General features: G+C 68.8%; 13 protein-coding genes and 1 riboswitch. Of the genes, 7 read left to right on the top strand and 6 right to left on the bottom strand.

The features are described from left to right. Positions 1-14: 14 nt before the first annotated feature. From MLGJGCBP_RS08195 to MLGJGCBP_RS08185, 3 genes are read left to right on the top strand one after another with little or no spacing between them, the layout of a single operon-like run. On the top strand, positions 15-1,379 hold the full coding sequence (locus tag MLGJGCBP_RS08195; protein ID WP_160094731.1) for an MFS transporter: 1,365 nt from the start codon (positions 15-17) through the stop codon (positions 1,377-1,379). Further along, on the top strand, positions 1,376-3,091 hold the full coding sequence (locus MLGJGCBP_RS08190) for an acyl-CoA dehydrogenase family protein (protein WP_160094730.1): 1,716 nt from the start codon (positions 1,376-1,378) through the stop codon (positions 3,089-3,091). Before MLGJGCBP_RS08195 ends, MLGJGCBP_RS08190 begins: the two co-directional genes overlap by 4 nt. Beyond that, complete coding sequence (locus MLGJGCBP_RS08185; RefSeq protein WP_160094729.1) at positions 3,088-4,269, top strand: CaiB/BaiF CoA transferase family protein; 1,182 nt, start codon at positions 3,088-3,090, stop codon at positions 4,267-4,269. Before MLGJGCBP_RS08190 ends, MLGJGCBP_RS08185 begins: the two co-directional genes overlap by 4 nt. Before the next feature lie 12 nt (positions 4,270-4,281). On the opposite strand, the gene MLGJGCBP_RS08180 is transcribed toward MLGJGCBP_RS08185, so the two are convergent. Beyond that, positions 4,282-4,977 (bottom strand): FadR/GntR family transcriptional regulator, encoded by a 696-nt coding sequence (locus MLGJGCBP_RS08180; protein WP_160094728.1) that lies wholly within the window; start codon positions 4,975-4,977, stop codon positions 4,282-4,284. 183 nt (positions 4,978-5,160) lie between these two features. On the opposite strand from MLGJGCBP_RS08180, the gene MLGJGCBP_RS08175 reads away from it, so the two are divergent. Both MLGJGCBP_RS08175 and MLGJGCBP_RS08170 read left to right on the top strand, forming a co-directional pair. After that, positions 5,161-6,357: a CaiB/BaiF CoA transferase family protein gene (locus MLGJGCBP_RS08175; protein ID WP_160094727.1), complete on the top strand. Its 1,197-nt coding sequence runs from the start codon at positions 5,161-5,163 to the stop codon at positions 6,355-6,357. After that, positions 6,357-7,865, top strand: a complete 1,509-nt coding sequence (locus MLGJGCBP_RS08170; protein ID WP_160094726.1) for a carboxyl transferase domain-containing protein — start codon at positions 6,357-6,359, stop codon at positions 7,863-7,865. The genes MLGJGCBP_RS08175 and MLGJGCBP_RS08170 overlap by 1 nt, the downstream gene beginning before the upstream one ends. A 59-nt stretch (positions 7,866-7,924) precedes the next feature. On the opposite strand, the gene MLGJGCBP_RS08165 is transcribed toward MLGJGCBP_RS08170, so the two are convergent. From MLGJGCBP_RS08165 to gcvP, 5 genes are read right to left on the bottom strand one after another with little or no spacing between them, the layout of a single operon-like run. Continuing rightward, positions 7,925-9,307 (bottom strand): L-serine ammonia-lyase, encoded by a 1,383-nt coding sequence (locus MLGJGCBP_RS08165; protein ID WP_160094725.1) that lies wholly within the window; start codon positions 9,305-9,307, stop codon positions 7,925-7,927. A gap of 2 nt (positions 9,308-9,309) precedes the next feature. Continuing rightward, positions 9,310-10,578 carry a serine hydroxymethyltransferase gene (glyA, locus tag MLGJGCBP_RS08160; protein ID WP_160094724.1) on the bottom strand — a complete coding sequence of 423 codons (1,269 nt, stop codon included), beginning with the start codon at positions 10,576-10,578 and terminating at the stop codon, positions 9,310-9,312. Continuing rightward, positions 10,575-10,979, bottom strand: coding sequence for a glycine cleavage system protein GcvH (gene gcvH / locus MLGJGCBP_RS08155; protein WP_160094723.1), 405 nt, complete (start codon positions 10,977-10,979; stop codon positions 10,575-10,577). Before gcvH ends, glyA begins: the two co-directional genes overlap by 4 nt. Positions 10,980-11,015: 36 nt before the next feature. After that, positions 11,016-12,128, bottom strand: a complete 1,113-nt coding sequence (gene gcvT / locus MLGJGCBP_RS08150; RefSeq protein ID WP_160094722.1) for a glycine cleavage system aminomethyltransferase GcvT — start codon at positions 12,126-12,128, stop codon at positions 11,016-11,018. Next, positions 12,125-15,079, bottom strand: a complete 2,955-nt coding sequence (gene gcvP / locus MLGJGCBP_RS08145) for an aminomethyl-transferring glycine dehydrogenase (protein WP_160094721.1) — start codon at positions 15,077-15,079, stop codon at positions 12,125-12,127. The genes gcvT and gcvP overlap by 4 nt, the downstream gene beginning before the upstream one ends. 122 nt (positions 15,080-15,201) lie before the next feature. Further along, positions 15,202-15,293: riboswitch (glycine riboswitch) on the bottom strand. A gap of 330 nt (positions 15,294-15,623) precedes the next feature. On the opposite strand from gcvP, the gene lipA reads away from it, so the two are divergent. Both lipA and lpdA read left to right on the top strand, forming a co-directional pair. Continuing rightward, positions 15,624-16,562 carry a lipoyl synthase gene (gene lipA, locus MLGJGCBP_RS08140; protein WP_160094720.1) on the top strand — a complete coding sequence of 313 codons (939 nt, stop codon included), beginning with the start codon at positions 15,624-15,626 and terminating at the stop codon, positions 16,560-16,562. A gap of 35 nt (positions 16,563-16,597) precedes the next feature. Continuing rightward, positions 16,598-17,968 (top strand): dihydrolipoyl dehydrogenase, encoded by a 1,371-nt coding sequence (gene lpdA, locus MLGJGCBP_RS08135; RefSeq protein ID WP_160094719.1) that lies wholly within the window; start codon positions 16,598-16,600, stop codon positions 17,966-17,968. Positions 17,969-18,036: the final 68 nt, after the last annotated feature.

The raw sequence follows: 18,036 nt of genomic DNA, 5'->3' as shown, positions 1-18,036 counted from the left end.
AGTCAGGGAGAACCGTGAATCCGAATCCCGGCCGCGACGCGGCACCACCCGAATACAGCACCCGGCAGGCCCGCAAGGCGGGTGTCACCGCCTTCGTCGGCACCACCATCGAGTGGTTCGACTTCTACATCTACGGCACCGCCTCCGCGCTCGTGCTGGGCCGCTTGTTCTTCCCCGACGCCTCACCCGCGGTGGGCACTCTCGCCGCGTTCGCGACGTTCGCGATCGGCTTCGTGGCCCGCCCGCTCGGCGGGATCGTGTTCGGTCACTTCGGCGACAAGTTCGGACGCAAGAACGCCGTCATCATCACGCTGATCCTCATGGGGATCGGAACGGTCGGGGTCGGCTGCCTCCCCACCTACTCGCAGATCGGGATCTGGGCACCGGTGCTCCTCGTCGCGCTCCGCGTGGTCCAGGGCGTCGCCATGGGCGGTGAGTGGGGTGGCGCCGTGCTCATCGCCACCGAATTCGCGCCACCGAACAAGAAGGTGCTGTACGGCGCGTTCGCGCAGCAGGGATCGCCCGTCGGCAACCTGCTCGCGACCCTGGCCTTTCTCGCGCTGACGTTGTTGTCGGACAGCGTGTTCGAGTCCTGGGGCTGGCGGCTGCCGTTCCTCGGGTCCGCCGCGCTCGTCGTCGTCGCGCTGTACATCCGGCTGCGCATCTCGGAGACCCCGGAGATGAAGAAGGCCGTCGTCGCGCAGGAACGCACCCGGATGCCGCTCGTCGAGGTGCTGCGTTCGCACCCCGTCGAACTCGCCCTCGGGGTGGGCGCGGTGGTCGCCGGTGTCGCCATCACCTACGTGAAGACGACGTTCGCACTCGCCTGGGCCACCGCCGATCTCGGCTTCGACCGCGGCGACTTCCTCCTCGTGATCACCATCGCGCTCGTTGCGCAGGTGCTTGTCCAGCCGTTCGGCGCCGTGCTGGCCACGAAAATCGATCCGTCGCGGGCGATCCGGTGGATGCTGCTGCCCGAACTCGTGTTGCTGCCGTTGATGTTCCTCCTGGTCCAATCGGGGTCGGTGCCGCTGGCGATGCTCGGCATGGTGCTGGCCACCGCGCCGCACGCGATGTACTACGCCGCGCTCGCCGGCATCCTCGCCCAGGTCTTCCCGACCAACGTCCGCTATACCGGAATCTCGCTGTCGTATCAGCTGTCCACGGCGATCTTCGCCGGAACCGCCCCGATGCTCTGCCAGTTCCTGCTCACCCGTACCGACTCGATCTGGCCGGTGGTCGCCCTCGGACTCGGCTACGTCGTGCTCTCGCTCGTTTGCATGACGCTGCTGCTCCGCAGGGGCGAAGCCCGTCGGAGCCGGGATGCAGAGCCCCTTCCCGCCCACACCTCGACCCGGAAAGATGCTGCCCACTCATGAATTTCGCTCACACCGATCCCGCTCTGCGCGCCGTCGTCGACCGCTGGGCCGCACCGTCGGACCGCGACACGCTGAACGCCCTGCTCGGCCGGCTGGGCGCAGATGCCGCCGGCCGACTCGACGCACTCGCTGCCACCGCGGACAAGAATCCGCCCGTGCTCGAGCAGTTCGACCGGGACGGCGAACGCATCGACCGGATCACGTACCACCCGGCCTATCAGGAGCTGTGCCGCGCCGCCTACAGCGAATACGGACTGTCCGCGCTGTCGCACCGCGGCGGCCTGCACGGCTGGGACGCGGTCCCGCCGCACCTGGTGAAGTACCTCGCGTCATACGTCTTCGTGCAGGCCGAGTTCGGGCTGGCGTGCCCCGTGTCGATGACGGATGCCGCCGCCCGCACGCTGCGCATGTTCGGTGACCCCGACGTGTTCGGGCCGTGGATCGACGCGCTGACCTCGACGGACCCCGAGGGTGCAATGACCGGCGCGATGTTCATGACCGAACCGCAGGCCGGCACGGACATCGCCCGCACGGAGACCCTGGCCGAACGCGACGGCGACGCGTGGCGGTTGACCGGGAAGAAGTGGTTCGCGTCCAATCCCGACGCCGACGTCATCGTGACCCTCGCCCGGTTCCCCCGCGGTGACGACGGCTCCACCCGCGGCGTCGGAATGTTCATGGTGCCCAAGGTTCTCGCGGACGGCGAGCGCAACAGTTACACGATCGACCGGCTGAAGGACAAGCTCGGTACCCGGTCCATGCCCAGCGGTGAGGTGTCGCTGACCGGGGCCTACGCCCTTCAGGTGGGCGAACTGGACCGCGGGTTCCGGCAGATGGCCGAGATGGTGAACACGTCGCGGCTGTCGAACGCGATGCGGTCGAGCGCGCTGATGCGGCGGGCCGTGCGCGACGCCGTCGACCACACAAGGGTGCGGGTCGTGTTCGGCAAGACCCTGTTCGACCAGCCCCTGATGCATGCGACCTTGCTGCCGCTCGCGCTCGACGCCGAGGCGGCGCTCGCCCTGGTGGCGTACAGCGCGCAGTGTCTGCAGGCGGCCGACGCCGGGAACGACTCCGCGCGTGGGTTGATCCGGGTCCTCACCCCGCTCGCGAAGCATTACGTGTGCAAGCGGGCCCGGGTGGTCACGGGCGAGGCCATGGAGGTTCGCGGCGGCAACGGCTACATCGAGGAATGGGCACACGCCCGCCTGGTCCGCGACGCCCACCTGGGGTCGATCTGGGAGGGATCGAGCAACGTCATCGCCCTCGACGTGCTGCGGTGCATGCGCAAACTCGGTGCGCACCGGCAGCTGGCGGACACGATGCGCGGCATCCTCGCCGGGCTCGGACCGGACTGCGGCGCAGGCGCCGACGTGCTCCGTCGACGGTGGGACGACCTCGTCGACGAGGGCGACCTGCTGGTCGCCGGAGACGAGGACACCGCGCAGGCCGGGTGCGCGCGCTACGCCAACGATCTGGCCCGCGCGACGATGGCCACCCTGCTCTACGACCTCGCCGATTTTGCCGTCACGTCGGGCCGCGGCTACCGGTCGCTGCTCGTCGCCAACGCGTACCTGTCGAGCGACTCGGGCGACGTCCCGGACCTCGCCCTCCGCCACCTCGCGGCCGTCGTCGACGGCACCGACGTCACCGCGGACGTAGCGCAGGCCGCCGCACCCCGATCCGACTCTGCGACAGGAGTTCTGCTGTGAACGCCACCCACACCGGACCGGCACCCCTGGCGGGGGTGCGGGTGCTGGACCTCTCCAAGATCCTCGCCGGGCCGTACGCCACCATGTCGCTCGCGGACCTCGGCGCCGACGTCACCAAGGTCGAGCATCCCGAGGGCGGTGACCCGACCCGGTCGTGGGGGCCGCCGTTCGTCGGCGCCGACGCCACGTACTACCTCGCGATCAACCGGGGCAAGAAGTCGGTGACCGTCGACCTCAAATCGGAAGAGGGACAGGATCTGATCCACCGGATCCTGGAGGAGACCGACGTCGTCGTCGAGAACTTCAAACCCGGCAGCGGGTTGCAGCGGATCTTCGACTACCGGACCCTGTCCGAGCGGTACCCGCACCTGGTCGTGCTGCACATCTCCGCGTTCGGGGAGGAGGGGCCACTCCGTGACGAACCCGGCTACGACATGATCGCGCAGGCCGCCGGCGGCCTCATGTCGCTGACCGGTGAGCCGGGCGGGCCGCCGATGAAGGCCGGATTCGCGATGGGCGATCTGGGGGCGGCGCTGTTCGGGCTGATCGGCGTGCTCGCGGCCCTCGTGGAGCGGTCGCGGACCGGCCGCGGGCAGTACGTGACGACGTCGCTGTTCGAATGCCAGCTCGCGCTGCACGTGAACTGGGCGACGAACTACTTCGCCACCGGGGAGCGTCCCGGCGCGCTGGGCTCCGGTCATCCGAATCTCGCTCCGTATCAAGCGTTCCCCGCGAGCGACGGGTACTTCGTCGTCGCGGTGGGCAACGACACGCAATGGGCGAGCCTGTGCTCGGCGATCGCGCGGGACGACCTGACGGCCGATCCGCGGTTCGAGCGCAACCGGGACCGGGTGGCGAATCGCGGCGATCTCGAGCGGGAACTGTCGGCGGCCTTCGCGCCGGGCACCGTCGAGCACTGGTGCGACACGCTCGCCGCGCACGCCGTGCCGGTGTCACCGATCCGGCACCTCGACGAGATCTACGCCGACCCGCACACCGCGGCGCTCGGCATGATCGGGACGGTCGACCACCCGACGATCGGCAGTCTGCGGCAGATCGCGTTCCCGGTCAGCTTCTCCGGCGAACGCCCGCACCTGACGTCCGCGCCGCCGGTGCTCGGCGCCGACACCGACGCGATCGTCGGTGCCCACCGCCCGCATTCGATGGCAGGCAGGTAGTCCCGGAGCAGGTCAGCTGCCCTCGCGCAGCAGCGCGACGTCGGACACCATCCGGATGTGATCGGCCATCGCACGGGAGGCGCCCGCGGAGTCCTGATCTCGAATCGCCGTCGCAATGCGACGGTGCCCTTCGAGGGAGGCCCGCGGGCGTTCGGCCTGGGAGAGGGATTCGATCCGGGTCTCCCGGATCAGCCCGGAGATCTCGTGCATCAGCTTGGCGAGCAGCGACGAGTGCGCGGCGACGGTGATGGCCTCGTGGAACTGCTCGTCGCCGCCGACGCCGCGATCCCCGGCGGCGATCTCGGCCTCCATCGTCGCGAGGGCGGAATCGATCGCCGCCATCTCCGCGTCGGTCCGGCGCTCGGCGGCGAGCCCCGCCAGTTTGACCTCGAGTGCCTCGCGGGCCTCGATCACCTCGGGAAGCCGGTCGGCGTGTTCCCGCAGGGCCTTGATCGCGCGTTCCTCGATGGGCTGTCGGACGAGGACGGCGCCGTCGCCATGTCGCACCGACACCACGCCCTGCACCTCGAGCGCTACGAGTGCCTGGCTCAGGGACGCGCGGGACACCCCCAGTTGAGCTGCGAGTTCACGCTCGGCGGGGAGGCGGTCGCCCGGCGTCATCCCGTGTTCGGCGATGTGGGCGCAGAGTTGTTCGACGATCACCTCGTACAGCCGCGGTCGCGCCACCGGACGCAGTTGCTCAGCCACTGGGCCACCCACTCTCCATTCCACTGAAACTACTCCACGGTATCTCCCGGAGGCAGGTAACCGCACGCACGGTTTCTTGACATCGGTCGGATCAGCTGCTTCATTTAATTGGCTAGTCCACTAGGTCACTGCACCAACAGTCCAGCTCTCGCGGCTCTCGCCAGGAAGTAATGGTGGTTTCACATGTCCACGAAAACGATGGAGCGCACGGGTCCGCTACAAGGAGTGGTCGTCGTCGATCTGACGCGCGCACTGGCGGGCCCCCATGCGGCGATGATGCTCGGCGACCTCGGCGCGGACGTCATCAAGGTCGAAACCCCGCACGGCGGCGACGACACCCGCGGGTGGGGGCCGCCGTTCGTCGAACCCGCCGACACGCCGCGCGAATCGACGTACTTCCTGTCCGCGAACCGGAACAAGAAGTCGATCACTCTGGACCTCAAGTCCGAGGACGGACGCGCCACCCTCGAAGCCCTCGTCCGGCGGGCCGACGTCCTCATGGAGAACTTCCGCACCGGGGTCCTCGACCGGCTGGGGTTCACCACCGAGCGTCTCGCGGAGCTGAACCCGCGCCTGGTCGTCCTGTCCATCAGCGGTTTCGGTCACGACGGACCCGAAGGCGGCCGCGCAGGCTACGACCAGATCGCACAGGGCGAGGCCGGGCTGATGTCGCTGACCGGACCGAATCCCGACGACGTCCAGCGTGTCGGCGTCCCCATCGCGGACCTGCTCGCCGGCATGTACGGGGCGTTCGGCGTCGTCGCCGCGTTGCAGGAACGCGAGCGCACCGGACGGGGCCGCGTCGTGCGAACGTCGTTGCTGGCCAGCGTCGTCGGCGTGCACGCCTTCCAGGGGACGAAGTGGACCGTCGCCGGCGAGGTCGGCGAGGCGCAGGGCAACCACCATCCCTCGATCTCCCCGTACGGACTGTTCCGCACCGCCGACGGCGCCGTGCAGATCTCGGTCGGCAGCGAAGGACTGTGGAAGCGGTTCTGCGCCGGCTTCCACCTCGACCCCGACGCTCCCGGCATGGCCACCAACCCCGAACGCGTCGAGAACCACAAGCAGGTCCTCGAACTGGTCGAGGACGCGTTCGGCGCGTACACGAGCGACGAACTCCTGATCGAACTCGACCGGATCGGGGTGCCCGCGGGACGCGTCCGGACCATCTCCGAGGTCTACGAATGGGAGCAGACGAAGTCGCAGGGGCTGCTCGTCGACGTCGACCACCGCACCCTCGGCAACATCACGCTGCCCGGCCCGCCGCTGCGGTTCTTCGAACCGGACGGCACCGAGGTCACCGAGACCCGGCACACCGCACCGCCGGTCCTGGGCGCCGACAACGACAGCGTGCTGTCGTGGCTGAAGGAATGCAGCTGATGGCGCGCCTGACCGCTCCCGAACTGCTCGATCTGGTGGTCGACGCCGGCACCTGGGAGTCGTGGGACACCCCACCGATCCAGGTCGCCGCGGATTCCGAGTACGCCGACGAGCTTCTCCGCGCGCAGGAGAAGACCGGCCTCGACGAGGCGGTGCTCACCGGAGTCGCCACCGTTCGCGGCCGCCGAACCGCGATCCTCGTCTGCGAGTTCGGCTTTCTCGGCGGCTCCATCGGCGTGGCGGCGGGGGAGCGTCTGGTCGCCGCGATCCGCCGCGCCACCCACGAAGGGCTTCCGCTGCTCGCCCTGCCCACCTCGGGTGGGACGCGTATGCAGGAGGGGACGACCGCGTTCCTGCAGATGGTCAAGATCACGGCAGCGGTGATCAAGCACAAGGAGGCGCACCTGCCGTATCTCGTCTACCTCCGGAGCCCCACGACCGGCGGGGTGTTCGCGTCCTGGGGATCGCTGGGCCATGTCACCATCGCGGAACCGGGAGCGCTCGTCGGATTCCTCGGGCCGCGCGTGTACGAGGCGCTGTACGACGCGCCGTTCCCCACCGGTGTCCAGACCGCCGAGAACCTGCACGCGCACGGACTCATCGACGCGGTGCGGCCTCTTGAACAGCTCGCCGAGATCGTCGACCGCGCACTGCGCATCATCACCTCCAGCCGCGGTGGCCGCCCGGCTCCCGCCGACCCCACCGTGCACGCGAGTCTGCCGGACGTCCCCGCGTGGGAGTCGGTGCTCGCGTCGCGACGCGAGGACCGGCCGGGGGTGCGCGACGTGATGTTCCACTCCGCGTCGGATGTGCTTCCGCTCAACGGAACCGGTCAGGGGGAGATCGATCCGGGTCTGATCCTCGCGCTCGTCCGGTTCGGTGACATGCCCTGCGTCCTGCTCGGGCAGGACCGTCGCGGGCAGACCACGCGGTCGCCGCTCGGCCCGGCCGCCCTGCGGGAAGCGCGCAGGGGAATGCGGCTGGCGGCGGAACTGAATCTGCCGCTGGTGACGGTCATCGACACCGCGGGAGCGGCATTGTCGAAGGAGGCCGAGGAGGGCGGGCTGGCCGGTGAGATCGCGCGCTGCATCGCCGACATGGTCTCGCTCGACGTTCCCACGATCTCCTTGCTGCTCGGGCAGGGCACCGGCGGCGGCGCGCTCGCGTTGATTCCGGCCGATCGGGTGCTCGCCGCCGAGCACGGCTGGTTGTCACCGTTGCCGCCCGAGGGTGCGAGCGCGATCCTGCACCACGACATCGCGCATGCGCCGGACATGGCTGCCCGGCAGGGCATCCGATCTTCCGATCTCCTCGCGAGCGGCATCGTGGACGAGGTGATCCCCGAATTCCCCGACGCTGCCGAGGAATCCACGGCATTCTGCACCCGGGTCGGTGCGGTGCTCCACCGCGAGCTGGCGCTCCTCGATGCGGCGGACACCACCCAGCGACTCTCCGAACGTGCGGCGCGATTCGACCGGATCGGTCTATTGCAACCCGCACCTGCATGACCGCGGTGCCGGGGATCCCGATCGGATCCCCGGCACCACGTCCGTGGGGTGGCCCCGCGTCAGCATTCGACGAGGTTCACCGACACGTTGACGGCCAGACCACCGGTGGACGTCTCCTTGTACTTCGAGCTCATGTCGGCGCCGGTGGCGCGCATCGTCTCGATCACCTGATCGAGGCTGACGCGGTGGGTGCCGTCGCCGCGCAATGCCATCCGGGCGGCGTTGATCGCCTTGCCCGCCGAGATGGCGTTGCGCTCGATGCACGGAATCTGCACCAGCCCGCCGATGGGATCGCACGTCAGACCGAGACTGTGTTCCATCGCGATCTCCGCCGAGTTCTCCACCTGCGCGGGGGTGCCGCCGAGGATCTCGGCGAGACCGGCGGCGGCCATCGACGCCGCGGAGCCGACCTCGCCCTGGCACCCCACCTCGGCACCGGAGATCGAGGCTCGCTCCTTGTACAGGGATCCGATTGCGCCTGCCGCCAACAGGAATCGCACCGACGTGCCGTCCGGATCTGCCTTCCCCGCCGGGGTGTAGTGCAGCGCGAAGTGCAGCACCGCCGGGATGATGCCGGCCGCGCCGTTGGTGGGGGCGGTGACGATCCGCCCCCCGGACGCGTTCTCCTCGTTGACGGCGAGGGCCACCAGATTCACCCAGTCCTCGGCGAACGCGGGATCACGGTGCGGGTCTTCCGCGTTCAGCCGCTCGTACCAGCCGCGGGCGCGTCGGCGCACCTGCAGATTGCCGGGCAGGTACCCGTCCCGGCTGATGCCGCGTTGCTGACACTCGACCATCACGTCCCGGATGTGCAGCAGTCGCGCCCGGACCTCCGACTCGGGCCGCAGGGTCCGTTCGTGCTCGAGCATCACCTCGCCGATGCCGAGTCCGTAGTGCTCGCAGAGGTCGAGTAATTCGCGCGCCGACCCGAACGACAACGAGTTCGCGCCTGCGCCGACGGACATCGCCGGTTCGGCGCCGGTGACGACGAATCCGCCGCCGATCGAGAAGTACGTCTGCGCGTGCAGTTCCCGACCGTCCGCCGCGGTGGCAGTGAGGGTCATCCCGTTGGGGTGAAAATCCAGCACCGTCAACGGATGCAGCACCATCTCATCCTCGGCGAGCGGGATCTCGACCGTCCCGGCGACGCGGATCCGCCGACTCGCTCGCACCGTCGCGAGCCGCGTCTCCATCTCCTCGGTGGCGATGGTCTCCGGCCGATACCCTTCGAGGCCGAGCAGGATCGCCGACATGGTTCCGTGCCCGGCACCGGTGGCCGCGAGCGAACCGTACAGGTCGACACGAACACCGGCGACGTCCCCGAGAACGCCGAGTGCGCCGAGGTCGTCGACGAACGTCCCCGCCGCCCGCATCGGCCCGACCGTGTGTGAACTGGAGGGGCCGATGCCGACGGAGAAGAGGTCGAAGACGCTGATGGTCATCCCTACAGCTCCGGGTAGAGGGGGTATTTGTCGGCGAGCGCGCGGACCTGGGCCGCGAGTGCCGACGTGTCGGTACCTTCGGGCGCGACGAGGGCCTGGGCGATCAGGTCGGCGACCGTCACGAAGTCGTCCCGGCCGAAACCGCGCGCCGCGAGTGCCGGTGTGCCGATGCGTAGGCCGGACGTCACCATCGGCGGCCGCGGGTCGAACGGAACGGCGTTGCGGTTGACGGTGATTCCGATCGCGTCGAGGCGGTCCTCGGCCTGCTGCCCGTCGATGTCGGCGTCCCGGAGGTCGACGAGGACGAGGTGCACGTCCGTGCCGCCGGTGAGGACGCTGATTCCGGCTTCTTTCACGTCGGGGCGGCTGAGGCGCTCGGCGAGGACCTTCGCCCCGTCGAGGCAGCGTTCCTGGCGTTCCGCGAACTCGGGTTCGGCGGCCATCTTGAATGCCGTTGCCTTACCGGCGATCACGTGCTCGAGCGGCCCGCCCTGCTGGCCGGGGAAGACCGCCGAGTTGATCTTCTTCGCGATGGCCGCGTCGTTGGTCAGGATGATCCCGCCGCGGGGCCCGCCGAGGGTCTTGTGCGTCGTCGACGTCACGACGTGCGCGTGCGGGACCGGGGACGGGTGGTATCCGGTGGCCACGAGGCCGGCGAAGTGGGCCATGTCGACCATCAGGTAGGCGCCGACCTCGTCCGCGATCTCCCGGAACCGGGCGAAGTCCAACTGGCGCGGGTAGGCCGACCAGCCGGCGATGATCAGTTGCGGCCGGTGCTCACGCGCCGCCTTCGCGACCGCGTCCATATCGATGAGGTAGTCCTTCTCGGACACCCCGTACGCCGCCACGTTGTAGAGCTTGCCGGAGAAGTTCAGCCGCATGCCGTGGGTGAGGTGACCGCCGTCGGCGAGGGACAGGCCGAGGATGGTGTCGCCCGGCTTGATCAGCGCGTGCATCACCGACGCGTTCGCGGTGGCGCCCGAATGTGGTTGCACGTTGGCATATTCCGCGGCGAAGAGGGCCTTGACGCGGTCGATGGCGAGCTGCTCGATGGAGTCGACGTGCTCGCAGCCGCCGTAGTAGCGGCGCCCCGGGTACCCCTCCGCGTACTTGTTGGTCAGCACCGATCCCTGCGCCTGCATGACCGCGAGCGGCGCGTGGTTCTCCGACGCGATCATCTCCAGGCCGGTGCGCTGACGCTCGAGTTCCTTGCCGATCAGTGCCGCGACGTCCGGGTCGAAGTCCGCGAGGTCACGGTTCAGGACGCTCATGCGTTCGCTCCGTTCTTCTCGGCGTACTCGGCGGCGGTGAGGAGTTCTCCGGCGTCGGACGGCTGGACGGCGAACAACCAGCCCTCCCCGTACGGGTCGGACGTCACCAGGCCGGGGTCGTCGACGGCGGCAGTGTTGATCAGGGTCACCCGGCCGCTGACCGGCGGGTACAGCTCGGAGACGGTCTTGGTCGACTCGACCTCGCCGCACGATTGACCGGCGACGATGGTCGTCCCGACCTCGGGCAGATCGACGAAGACGAGTTCACCGAGCGAGTTGACGGCGACGGACGTGATGCCGACGCGGACGGGCTCGTCGGGCAATTCGGCGCCCGGCGCGATCAGGACCCATTCGTGGTCGTCGGTGTAGCTGCGGTCGTCGGGGAAGGCTGCTGAAGACATGGCGGTACCTTTTCGGGGCTGAAGGGACAGGAGGGTTCAGGAACGGCGGTAGAACGGCGACGGGGTGACCACGAACCGTTCTTTCTTGCCGCGGATGTCGACGGTCAGCTCGGTGCCGGGCTCGCGGAACGCGATGTCCACGAACGCCAGCGCGATCGGATGTCCCAGCGTCGGGGACAGTGCGCCGGACGTGATCGTGCCGACGGCCACTCCGCTCGCGTCGTGGACGGTGTAGTCGGCGCGGGCGGCGCGGCGTCCGGTGCCTGCGAGACCGACGAGCACCCGCTGCGGGGCCTGCTCCGACAACGCCTGCAGGGCGTCGCGGCCGACGAACTCCTTGTTCAGCCGCACCACCTTGCCGAGACCGGCCTCGTACGGGTTCGTGTCGAGGGTCAGTTCGTGCCCGTAGAGCGCCATCCCGGCCTCGAGCCGAAGGGTGTCGCGGCACGCGAGACCCGCGGGGACGCCGTCACGCTCCGTGGTGGCGGCCAGCAGGGCGCGCCACAGCGCCACGGATTGCTCGTTCGGCACGTACAGCTCGAAGCCGTCCTCACCGGTATAGCCGGTGCGGGCCAGGAGGACGTCGATGCCGGCGACGACCGCCCGGGTGACCGCGTAGTACTTCAGTTCCGCGACGGTCTCCACCTGCGACGCGGGAACGAGGGACTGCACGATGTCCTGGGCTGCCGGTCCCTGCACCGCGATCAGCGCGGTCTCCGTGGACTGGTCGTCGACCTTCGCCGAGAAACCTTCGGCGCGCGCTGCCAGTTCGCGGTACACGGTCGGGGCGTTCGCGGCGTTCGCGACCACCAGGAAGTGCTCGTTGGCGAGCCGGTAGACGACGAGGTCGTCGATCACGCCGCCGTTCGCGTTGCACAGCAGCGAGTACTTGGCCCGGCCGACGCCGATCTTCGACAGCTCGCCGGCCAGCGCGTAGTCCAGCAGTGCGCCGGATTCGGTTCCGGTAACGTCGATCTCACCCATGTGTGAGAGGTCGAACAGTCCGGCGGACTTGCGGACGGCGTGGTGCTCGGCAAGTTCGCTGTCGTATTTCAGCGGCATCTGCCAGCCCGCGAAGTCGGTGAAATGCGCTCCGAGAGCGCCGTGCTCGTCCAGTAGCGGGGACGCGGGTGTCGTGGTGACGGTCATGCGAAGGCCTCCTCGGGGGTCTCGGCGAGGGCCGAGGAATTGATGTCGGTGGTGTTCTCGAAGGCCTCGGGCGCGGGGCACGAGCACACGAGGTTGCGGTCGCCGTGCACGCCGTCGATGCGGCGAACCGGAGGCCAGTACTTTCCGGCACGCAGTGACGCGACGGGGAAGGCGGCCAGGTGCCGCGGGTAGGGCAGATCCCAGTTGTCGGCGGTGACCTGATCCGCGGTGTGCGGGGCCTGACGCAGCGGGCTGCGTTCGAGCGGCCACACACCCTCGCCGACCAGATCGATTTCGCGGCGGATCGAGATCATCGCCTCGATGAAACGGTCGAGTTCGGCGAGATCCTCGGATTCGGTGGGCTCCACCATCAGGGTGCCGCTGACGGGGAACGACAGGGTGGGGGCGTGGAAACCGTAGTCGATCAACCGCTTTGCGACGTCCTCGGCGGTCACGCCGGTCGCCTTCGTGACCGGACGCAGGTCCAGGATGCACTCGTGCGCCACCAGACCCGAGGGCCCGGTGTACAGGACGGGGAAATGCGCGTCGAGAGACTTCGCGACGTAGTTGGCGGCGAGAACCGCCGTCTTGGTGGCGTCCGTCAGTCCGTCCGGGCCCATCAGGGCGATGTACGCCCACGTGATGGGCAGGATGCCGGCGGAGCCGTAGTTCGCCGCCGACACCGGAGTGCCGAGTTGGTCTCCGCCGAGCGGGTTGCCGGGCAGGAACGGGGCCAGATGCTTACGCACCGCCACCGGTCCGACACCGGGGCCGCCGCCGCCGTGCGGGATGCAGAACGTCTTGTGCAGGTTCAGGTGCGACACGTCGCCGCCGAACTTCCCCGGCTGGGCCAGACCGACGAGCGCGTTGAGGTTGGCGCCGTCGACGTACACCTGACCGCCGGCCTCGTGCACGAGATCGCACACCGTCCGCACGTCGTTCTCGTACACGCCGTGGGTGGACGGGTAGGTGAGCATGATCGCGGCGATCTTGTTTTCGTGCGCCGCGATCTTCGCGCGCAGGTCGTCGAGGTCGATGTTGCCGTTCGGCGCCGTCGCGACCACCACCACCCGCATGCCGGCGAGTACCGCGGAGGCGGCGTTGGTGCCGTGCGCGGACTGCGGGATGAGGCAGATGTCGCGTCCGTGATCGCCGCGGCTGTCGTGGTAGCCGTTGATGGCCAGCAGCCCGGCCAGTTCGCCCTGCGATCCGGCGTTGGGCTGCAACGATACCCGGTCGTATCCGGTGATCTCACCCAGCCACCGCTCGAGGCCGCGGATGAGCTGCAGGTAGCCGCTGGTCTGTTCGACCGGGGCGTACGGGTGGATGGACGCGAACCCGGGCCAGCTGATCGGCTCCATCTCCACGGCGGAGTTGAGCTTCATCGTGCACGAGCCGAGCGGGATCATGGTGCGGTCCAGTGCGAGGTCCTTGTCCGACAGCGCGCGCAGGAAGCGGAGCATCGACGTCTCGGATCGGTGCTCGTGGAACACGGGGTGCTGCAGGTAGTTCGACGTGCGCAGCAGCGACTGCGGCAGCGCGGAGGTCGTTGCCGTCTCGACTCGGGCGCCGAACGCGGACAGGACGCGGTCGACGATCTCGTCGGTGGTGCACTCGTCGCAGGCGATCGCGACGTGGTCCGCGTCGACCAGCCTCAGGTTGATGCCTGCGTGGTCGGCGCGGTCGACGACGTCGCGGGCCCCGGCCGGAACGTGCACCAGCACGGTGTCGAAGAAGCTGTCGTGGACCACCGAGTGTCCGGCCGTGCGGAGGCCGCCTGCGATGGCCGTCGCGTGTGCGTGTACCCGAGTCGCGATGGCGCGCAGCCCTTCCGGGCCGTGATATGCGGCGTACATGGCGGCGACGTTCGCGAGGAGCGCCTGCGCGGTGCAGATGTTGCTGGTCGCCTTGTCGCGCCGGATGTGCTGTTCGCGGGTCTGCAGTGCCAGCCGGTAGGCGGTTTTCCCGTCCACGTCGACGGACACACCGACGAGTCGGCCGGGGAGCATGCGCTCGAGCCCGCCGCGCACGGCCATGTAACCGGCGTGCGGCCCACCGAAGAACAGCGGCACCCCGAAACGCTGCGCGGATCCCACCGCGATGTCGGCACCCTGCTCACCGGGCGGCGTCAGCAGCGTCAACGACAGCAGGTCGGCCGCGACCGTGGTCAGGGCGCCACGCTCCTGGGCGGCGGCGATGAGCGGAGCCAGATCACGCACGTGCCCACTGGCGCCGGGCGCCTGGAACACGACGCCGAACAGATCACCGTCCGGAAGACCGTCGGTCAGGTCGGCGACCTCGACGTCGATGCCCACCGACTTGGCCCGGCCACACACCACCGCGAGGGTCTGCGGCAGACAGTCGGCGTCGACGACCACGCGGGGCGTCCCCGACTTCGCCTTGTTCGCGCGCCGCATCAGCAGCACCGCCTCCATTACCGCGGTGGCCTCGTCCAGCAGGGACGCACCGGCGAGGGGGAGGGCCGTGAGGTCTTCGATGACCGTCTGGAACGTCAGCAGCGCCTCGAGCCTGCCCTGGGAAATCTCCGGCTGATACGGCGTGTACGCGGTGTACCAGGCCGGCGACTCGAGCATGTTGCGGCGCAGAACTGCAGGCGTGATGGTGTCGTAGTAGCCGAGGCCGATCATCTGGACGCGGGTCTCGTTGCGCTCGGACAGCGTCCGCAGGTCGGAGAGCACCTGCTGCTCGGACCGCGCCACCGGCAGGTCCAGGGCCTCCGAGCTGCGGATCTGATCGGGCACCGCGGCATCGATGAGCTGATCGAGCGTGTCGTAACCGAGAGCGCCGAGCATGCGCTGGCTGGCGGAAGCGTCGGGGCCGATGTGGCGTGACGGAAAATCGCTGGTGAGAGGCGCGCTGCGATGCGCGTGACGGGATTCGACTGACACGAGGTGACTCCGGTTTCGTTGAGTCCGGACCGCACCGGACATCGACAGGGGGCACCTCCCCGCTCTGTCCTGAAACCTGAGAGTTTGGGCGTACCGCTTGCGCGGCGTGCTCTTCACCTTCGGTAAGTACCGGCCTTGCGGCCGATTCTGTTCTCCAGAGTTGCCTCTACGCTGCGGTACTGGGGCCTGAGAGATTCCCGGGGAGGAAGTTGCTCCTACGGCGCCTCCGAAAAGGAGGTTCTCCCGCTGCGCGTCAACGGCGTCTTCAGTTGTGGTTGGCCAAACAGTACACAGGCGGTGCCGGTTTGTCTCCTGGGCCCTTCGGGCTCGTGCGCCTTTCTGGTTGTTCCCGCTACCAGAAAGGCGCACGGGTGGCGGAGCCGTATTGCCAAAACGCCTCGTCATTTGGCATCCTCGATTGATCCTCGCTCGGACGTGACCGCACACGCCGATCGATGAGAGCCCAGACAGCCTCGAGTGCAACGGTTGTCGTCGTGTGCTCGCCTTCTCCCTCATTTTCCCCCGTGCCGTGCTGCCGGGGGTCGTCGCATACCGACCGGTTTCGTCCGGTCGTAGGAGTTCCTCCATGACTACAGCCCCTGTATCCCCGGCAGGCACGCGCCTGCTCCGCCTCGAAGTCCGCAACGCCCAGACCCCGGTCGAACGCAAACCGTCGTGGATGAAGGTGCAGATGCGGACCGGCCCCGAATACCGGGTTCTCGCCGCCCTCGTCGAGCGCGAGAACCTGAACACCGTGTGTCAGGAAGCCGGATGTCCCAACATCTTCGAATGCTGGGAGGACCGCGAGGCCACGTTCCTCATCGGCGGCAGCCAGTGCACCCGGCGGTGTGACTTCTGCCAGATCGACACCGGCCGTCCCGCGGCCCTCGATCGGGGAGAACCCCGGCGGGTCGCGGAATCGGTGCAGACCATGGGCCTCCGGTACGCCACCGTCACCGGTGTGGCGCGTGACGATCTACCCGACGGCGGCGCCTGGCTGTACGCCGAGACGGTCCGGCAGATTCACGAACTGTGCCCGGGCACCGGCGTCGAACTGCTGATCCCGGATTTCAATGCCGTCGCCGCGCAGTTGCGCGAAGTGTTCGACACCCGCCCGGAGGTACTGGCACACAATGTGGAGACCGTTCCCCGGATCTTCCGTCGGATCCGGCCGGCGTTCACCTACGAGCGTTCCCTCGACGTGATCACCCGCGCGCGGGAGGACGGTCTGATCACCAAGTCGAACCTCATCCTCGGGATGGGGGAGACCACGGACGAGGTGATCCAGGCGCTCCGTGACCTGCACGACGCCGGTTGCCAGTTGATCACGATCACGCAGTACCTCCGGCCCTCGGCCCGGCATCATCCGGTGGAGCGGTGGGCGAAACCGGAGGAGTTCGTGATGCTCGACGGGGTCGCCCGCGAGATCGGATTCCTCGGCGTCCTGTCCGGACCGCTCGTGCGGTCGTCCTACCGGGCGGGCCGCCTGCACGCCGACGCCGTCGCCGCGACCGCTTCCCTCTGATGTCGATTCCCTTTCCGTTCCAGCAAGGAGTTCCCATGTCCCGATCTGCAGATGTCGTCATCCTCGGTGGCGGTTCCGGCGGCTACGCGGCCGCCATCCGCTCGGCCGAACTGGGCCGTTCGGTCATTCTGATCGAAGAGAACGAACTCGGCGGCACCTGCCTGCACAAGGGGTGCATTCCGACCAAGGCGCTGCTGCATTCCGCGGAGATCGCGGACAGTGCCCGCACGGCCGCGCAGTTCGGGGTCGACGTCACGTTCGGCGGGGTCGACCTCGAGAAGGTGCTGAGCTATCAGAACACCATCGTCACCCGCCTGCACAAGGGCTTGCAGGGTCTCGTCGACTCCTACGGCATCACCGTCGTCAACGGACGCGGACGGCTGGTGGGGCCCAACGGTGTCGAGGTCGATGGCGAGCTGATCACCGGCGCTGCCGTCGTCCTGGCGACGGGCTCGTCTCCGAAGACGTTGCCGGGCATCAGCATCGGCGGCAGGGTCGTCTCCAGTGACCAGGCGCTGGTGCTGCCGACGGTTCCGAGGAAGGCGATCATCCTCGGCGGCGGTGTCATCGGCGTCGAATTCGCCAGTGTGTGGGCGTCGTTCGGTGCGTCGGTCACGATCGTCGACGCGATGTCGAGGCTGGTTCCGAACGAGGACGAGACGGTCTCCAAATACCTCGAGCGGGCGTTCCGTCGTCGCAAGATCGCCGCGAAGACCGGGGTGCGCGTCACCGAGGTGGCGCAGGACGACGACGGGGTAACCGTCACACTCGACTCCGGCGACGTGCTCGACGCCGACGTCGTGCTGGTCGCGGTGGGCCGCGGTCCGAACACCGCCTCGATGGGGTACGAGGAGACCGGGGTGGTCCTCGACCGGGGATTCGTGGTCACCAGCGACCGGCTGCGCACCACCGTGCCCAACGTCTACGCGGTCGGCGACATCGTGCCCGGACTCCAGCTCGCGCATCGCGGCTTCCAGCAGGGCATCTTCGTGGCGGAGGAGATCGCCGGGCTCCGTCCCGACGTCATCGACGAGACCGGCATCCCCCGGGTCACGTACTCCCACCCCGAGGTCGCATCGGTCGGACTGACCGAGTCCGCGGCGCGGGAGAAGTTCGGCGACGAGATCCGGACGGTCGTCTACGACCTCGCCGGCAACGGCAAGAGCCAGATCCTCAAGACGTCGGGGGCGGTCAAACTCGTCGTGGCGCCGGACGGCGTCGTGGTCGGTGTGCACATGGTCGGCGACCGCGTCGGCGAACTGATCGGCGAGGCGCAGCTGCTGTACAACTTCGAGGTCGACGCCGCCCAGGCCGCGAAATTCGTGCACGCCCACCCCACCCAGGGCGAGGCCCTCGGCGAGGCACTGCTGGCGGTGGCTGGCAAACCGCTGCACGTGCACGCCTAGGCCCTCCGGGCCCGTGCGCCTTTCTGGTTGCGGGGACAACCAGAAAGGCGCACGAGTGGCGGAGCCGC

The sequence above is a fragment of the Rhodococcus sp. T7 genome (assembly GCF_009872365.1).
In the GTDB taxonomy this organism is placed as follows: domain Bacteria; phylum Actinomycetota; class Actinomycetes; order Mycobacteriales; family Mycobacteriaceae; genus Rhodococcus_F.
The sequence above is the reverse complement of the archived record's forward strand: the minus strand, read 5'-3'. Positions and strand labels throughout refer to the sequence as shown.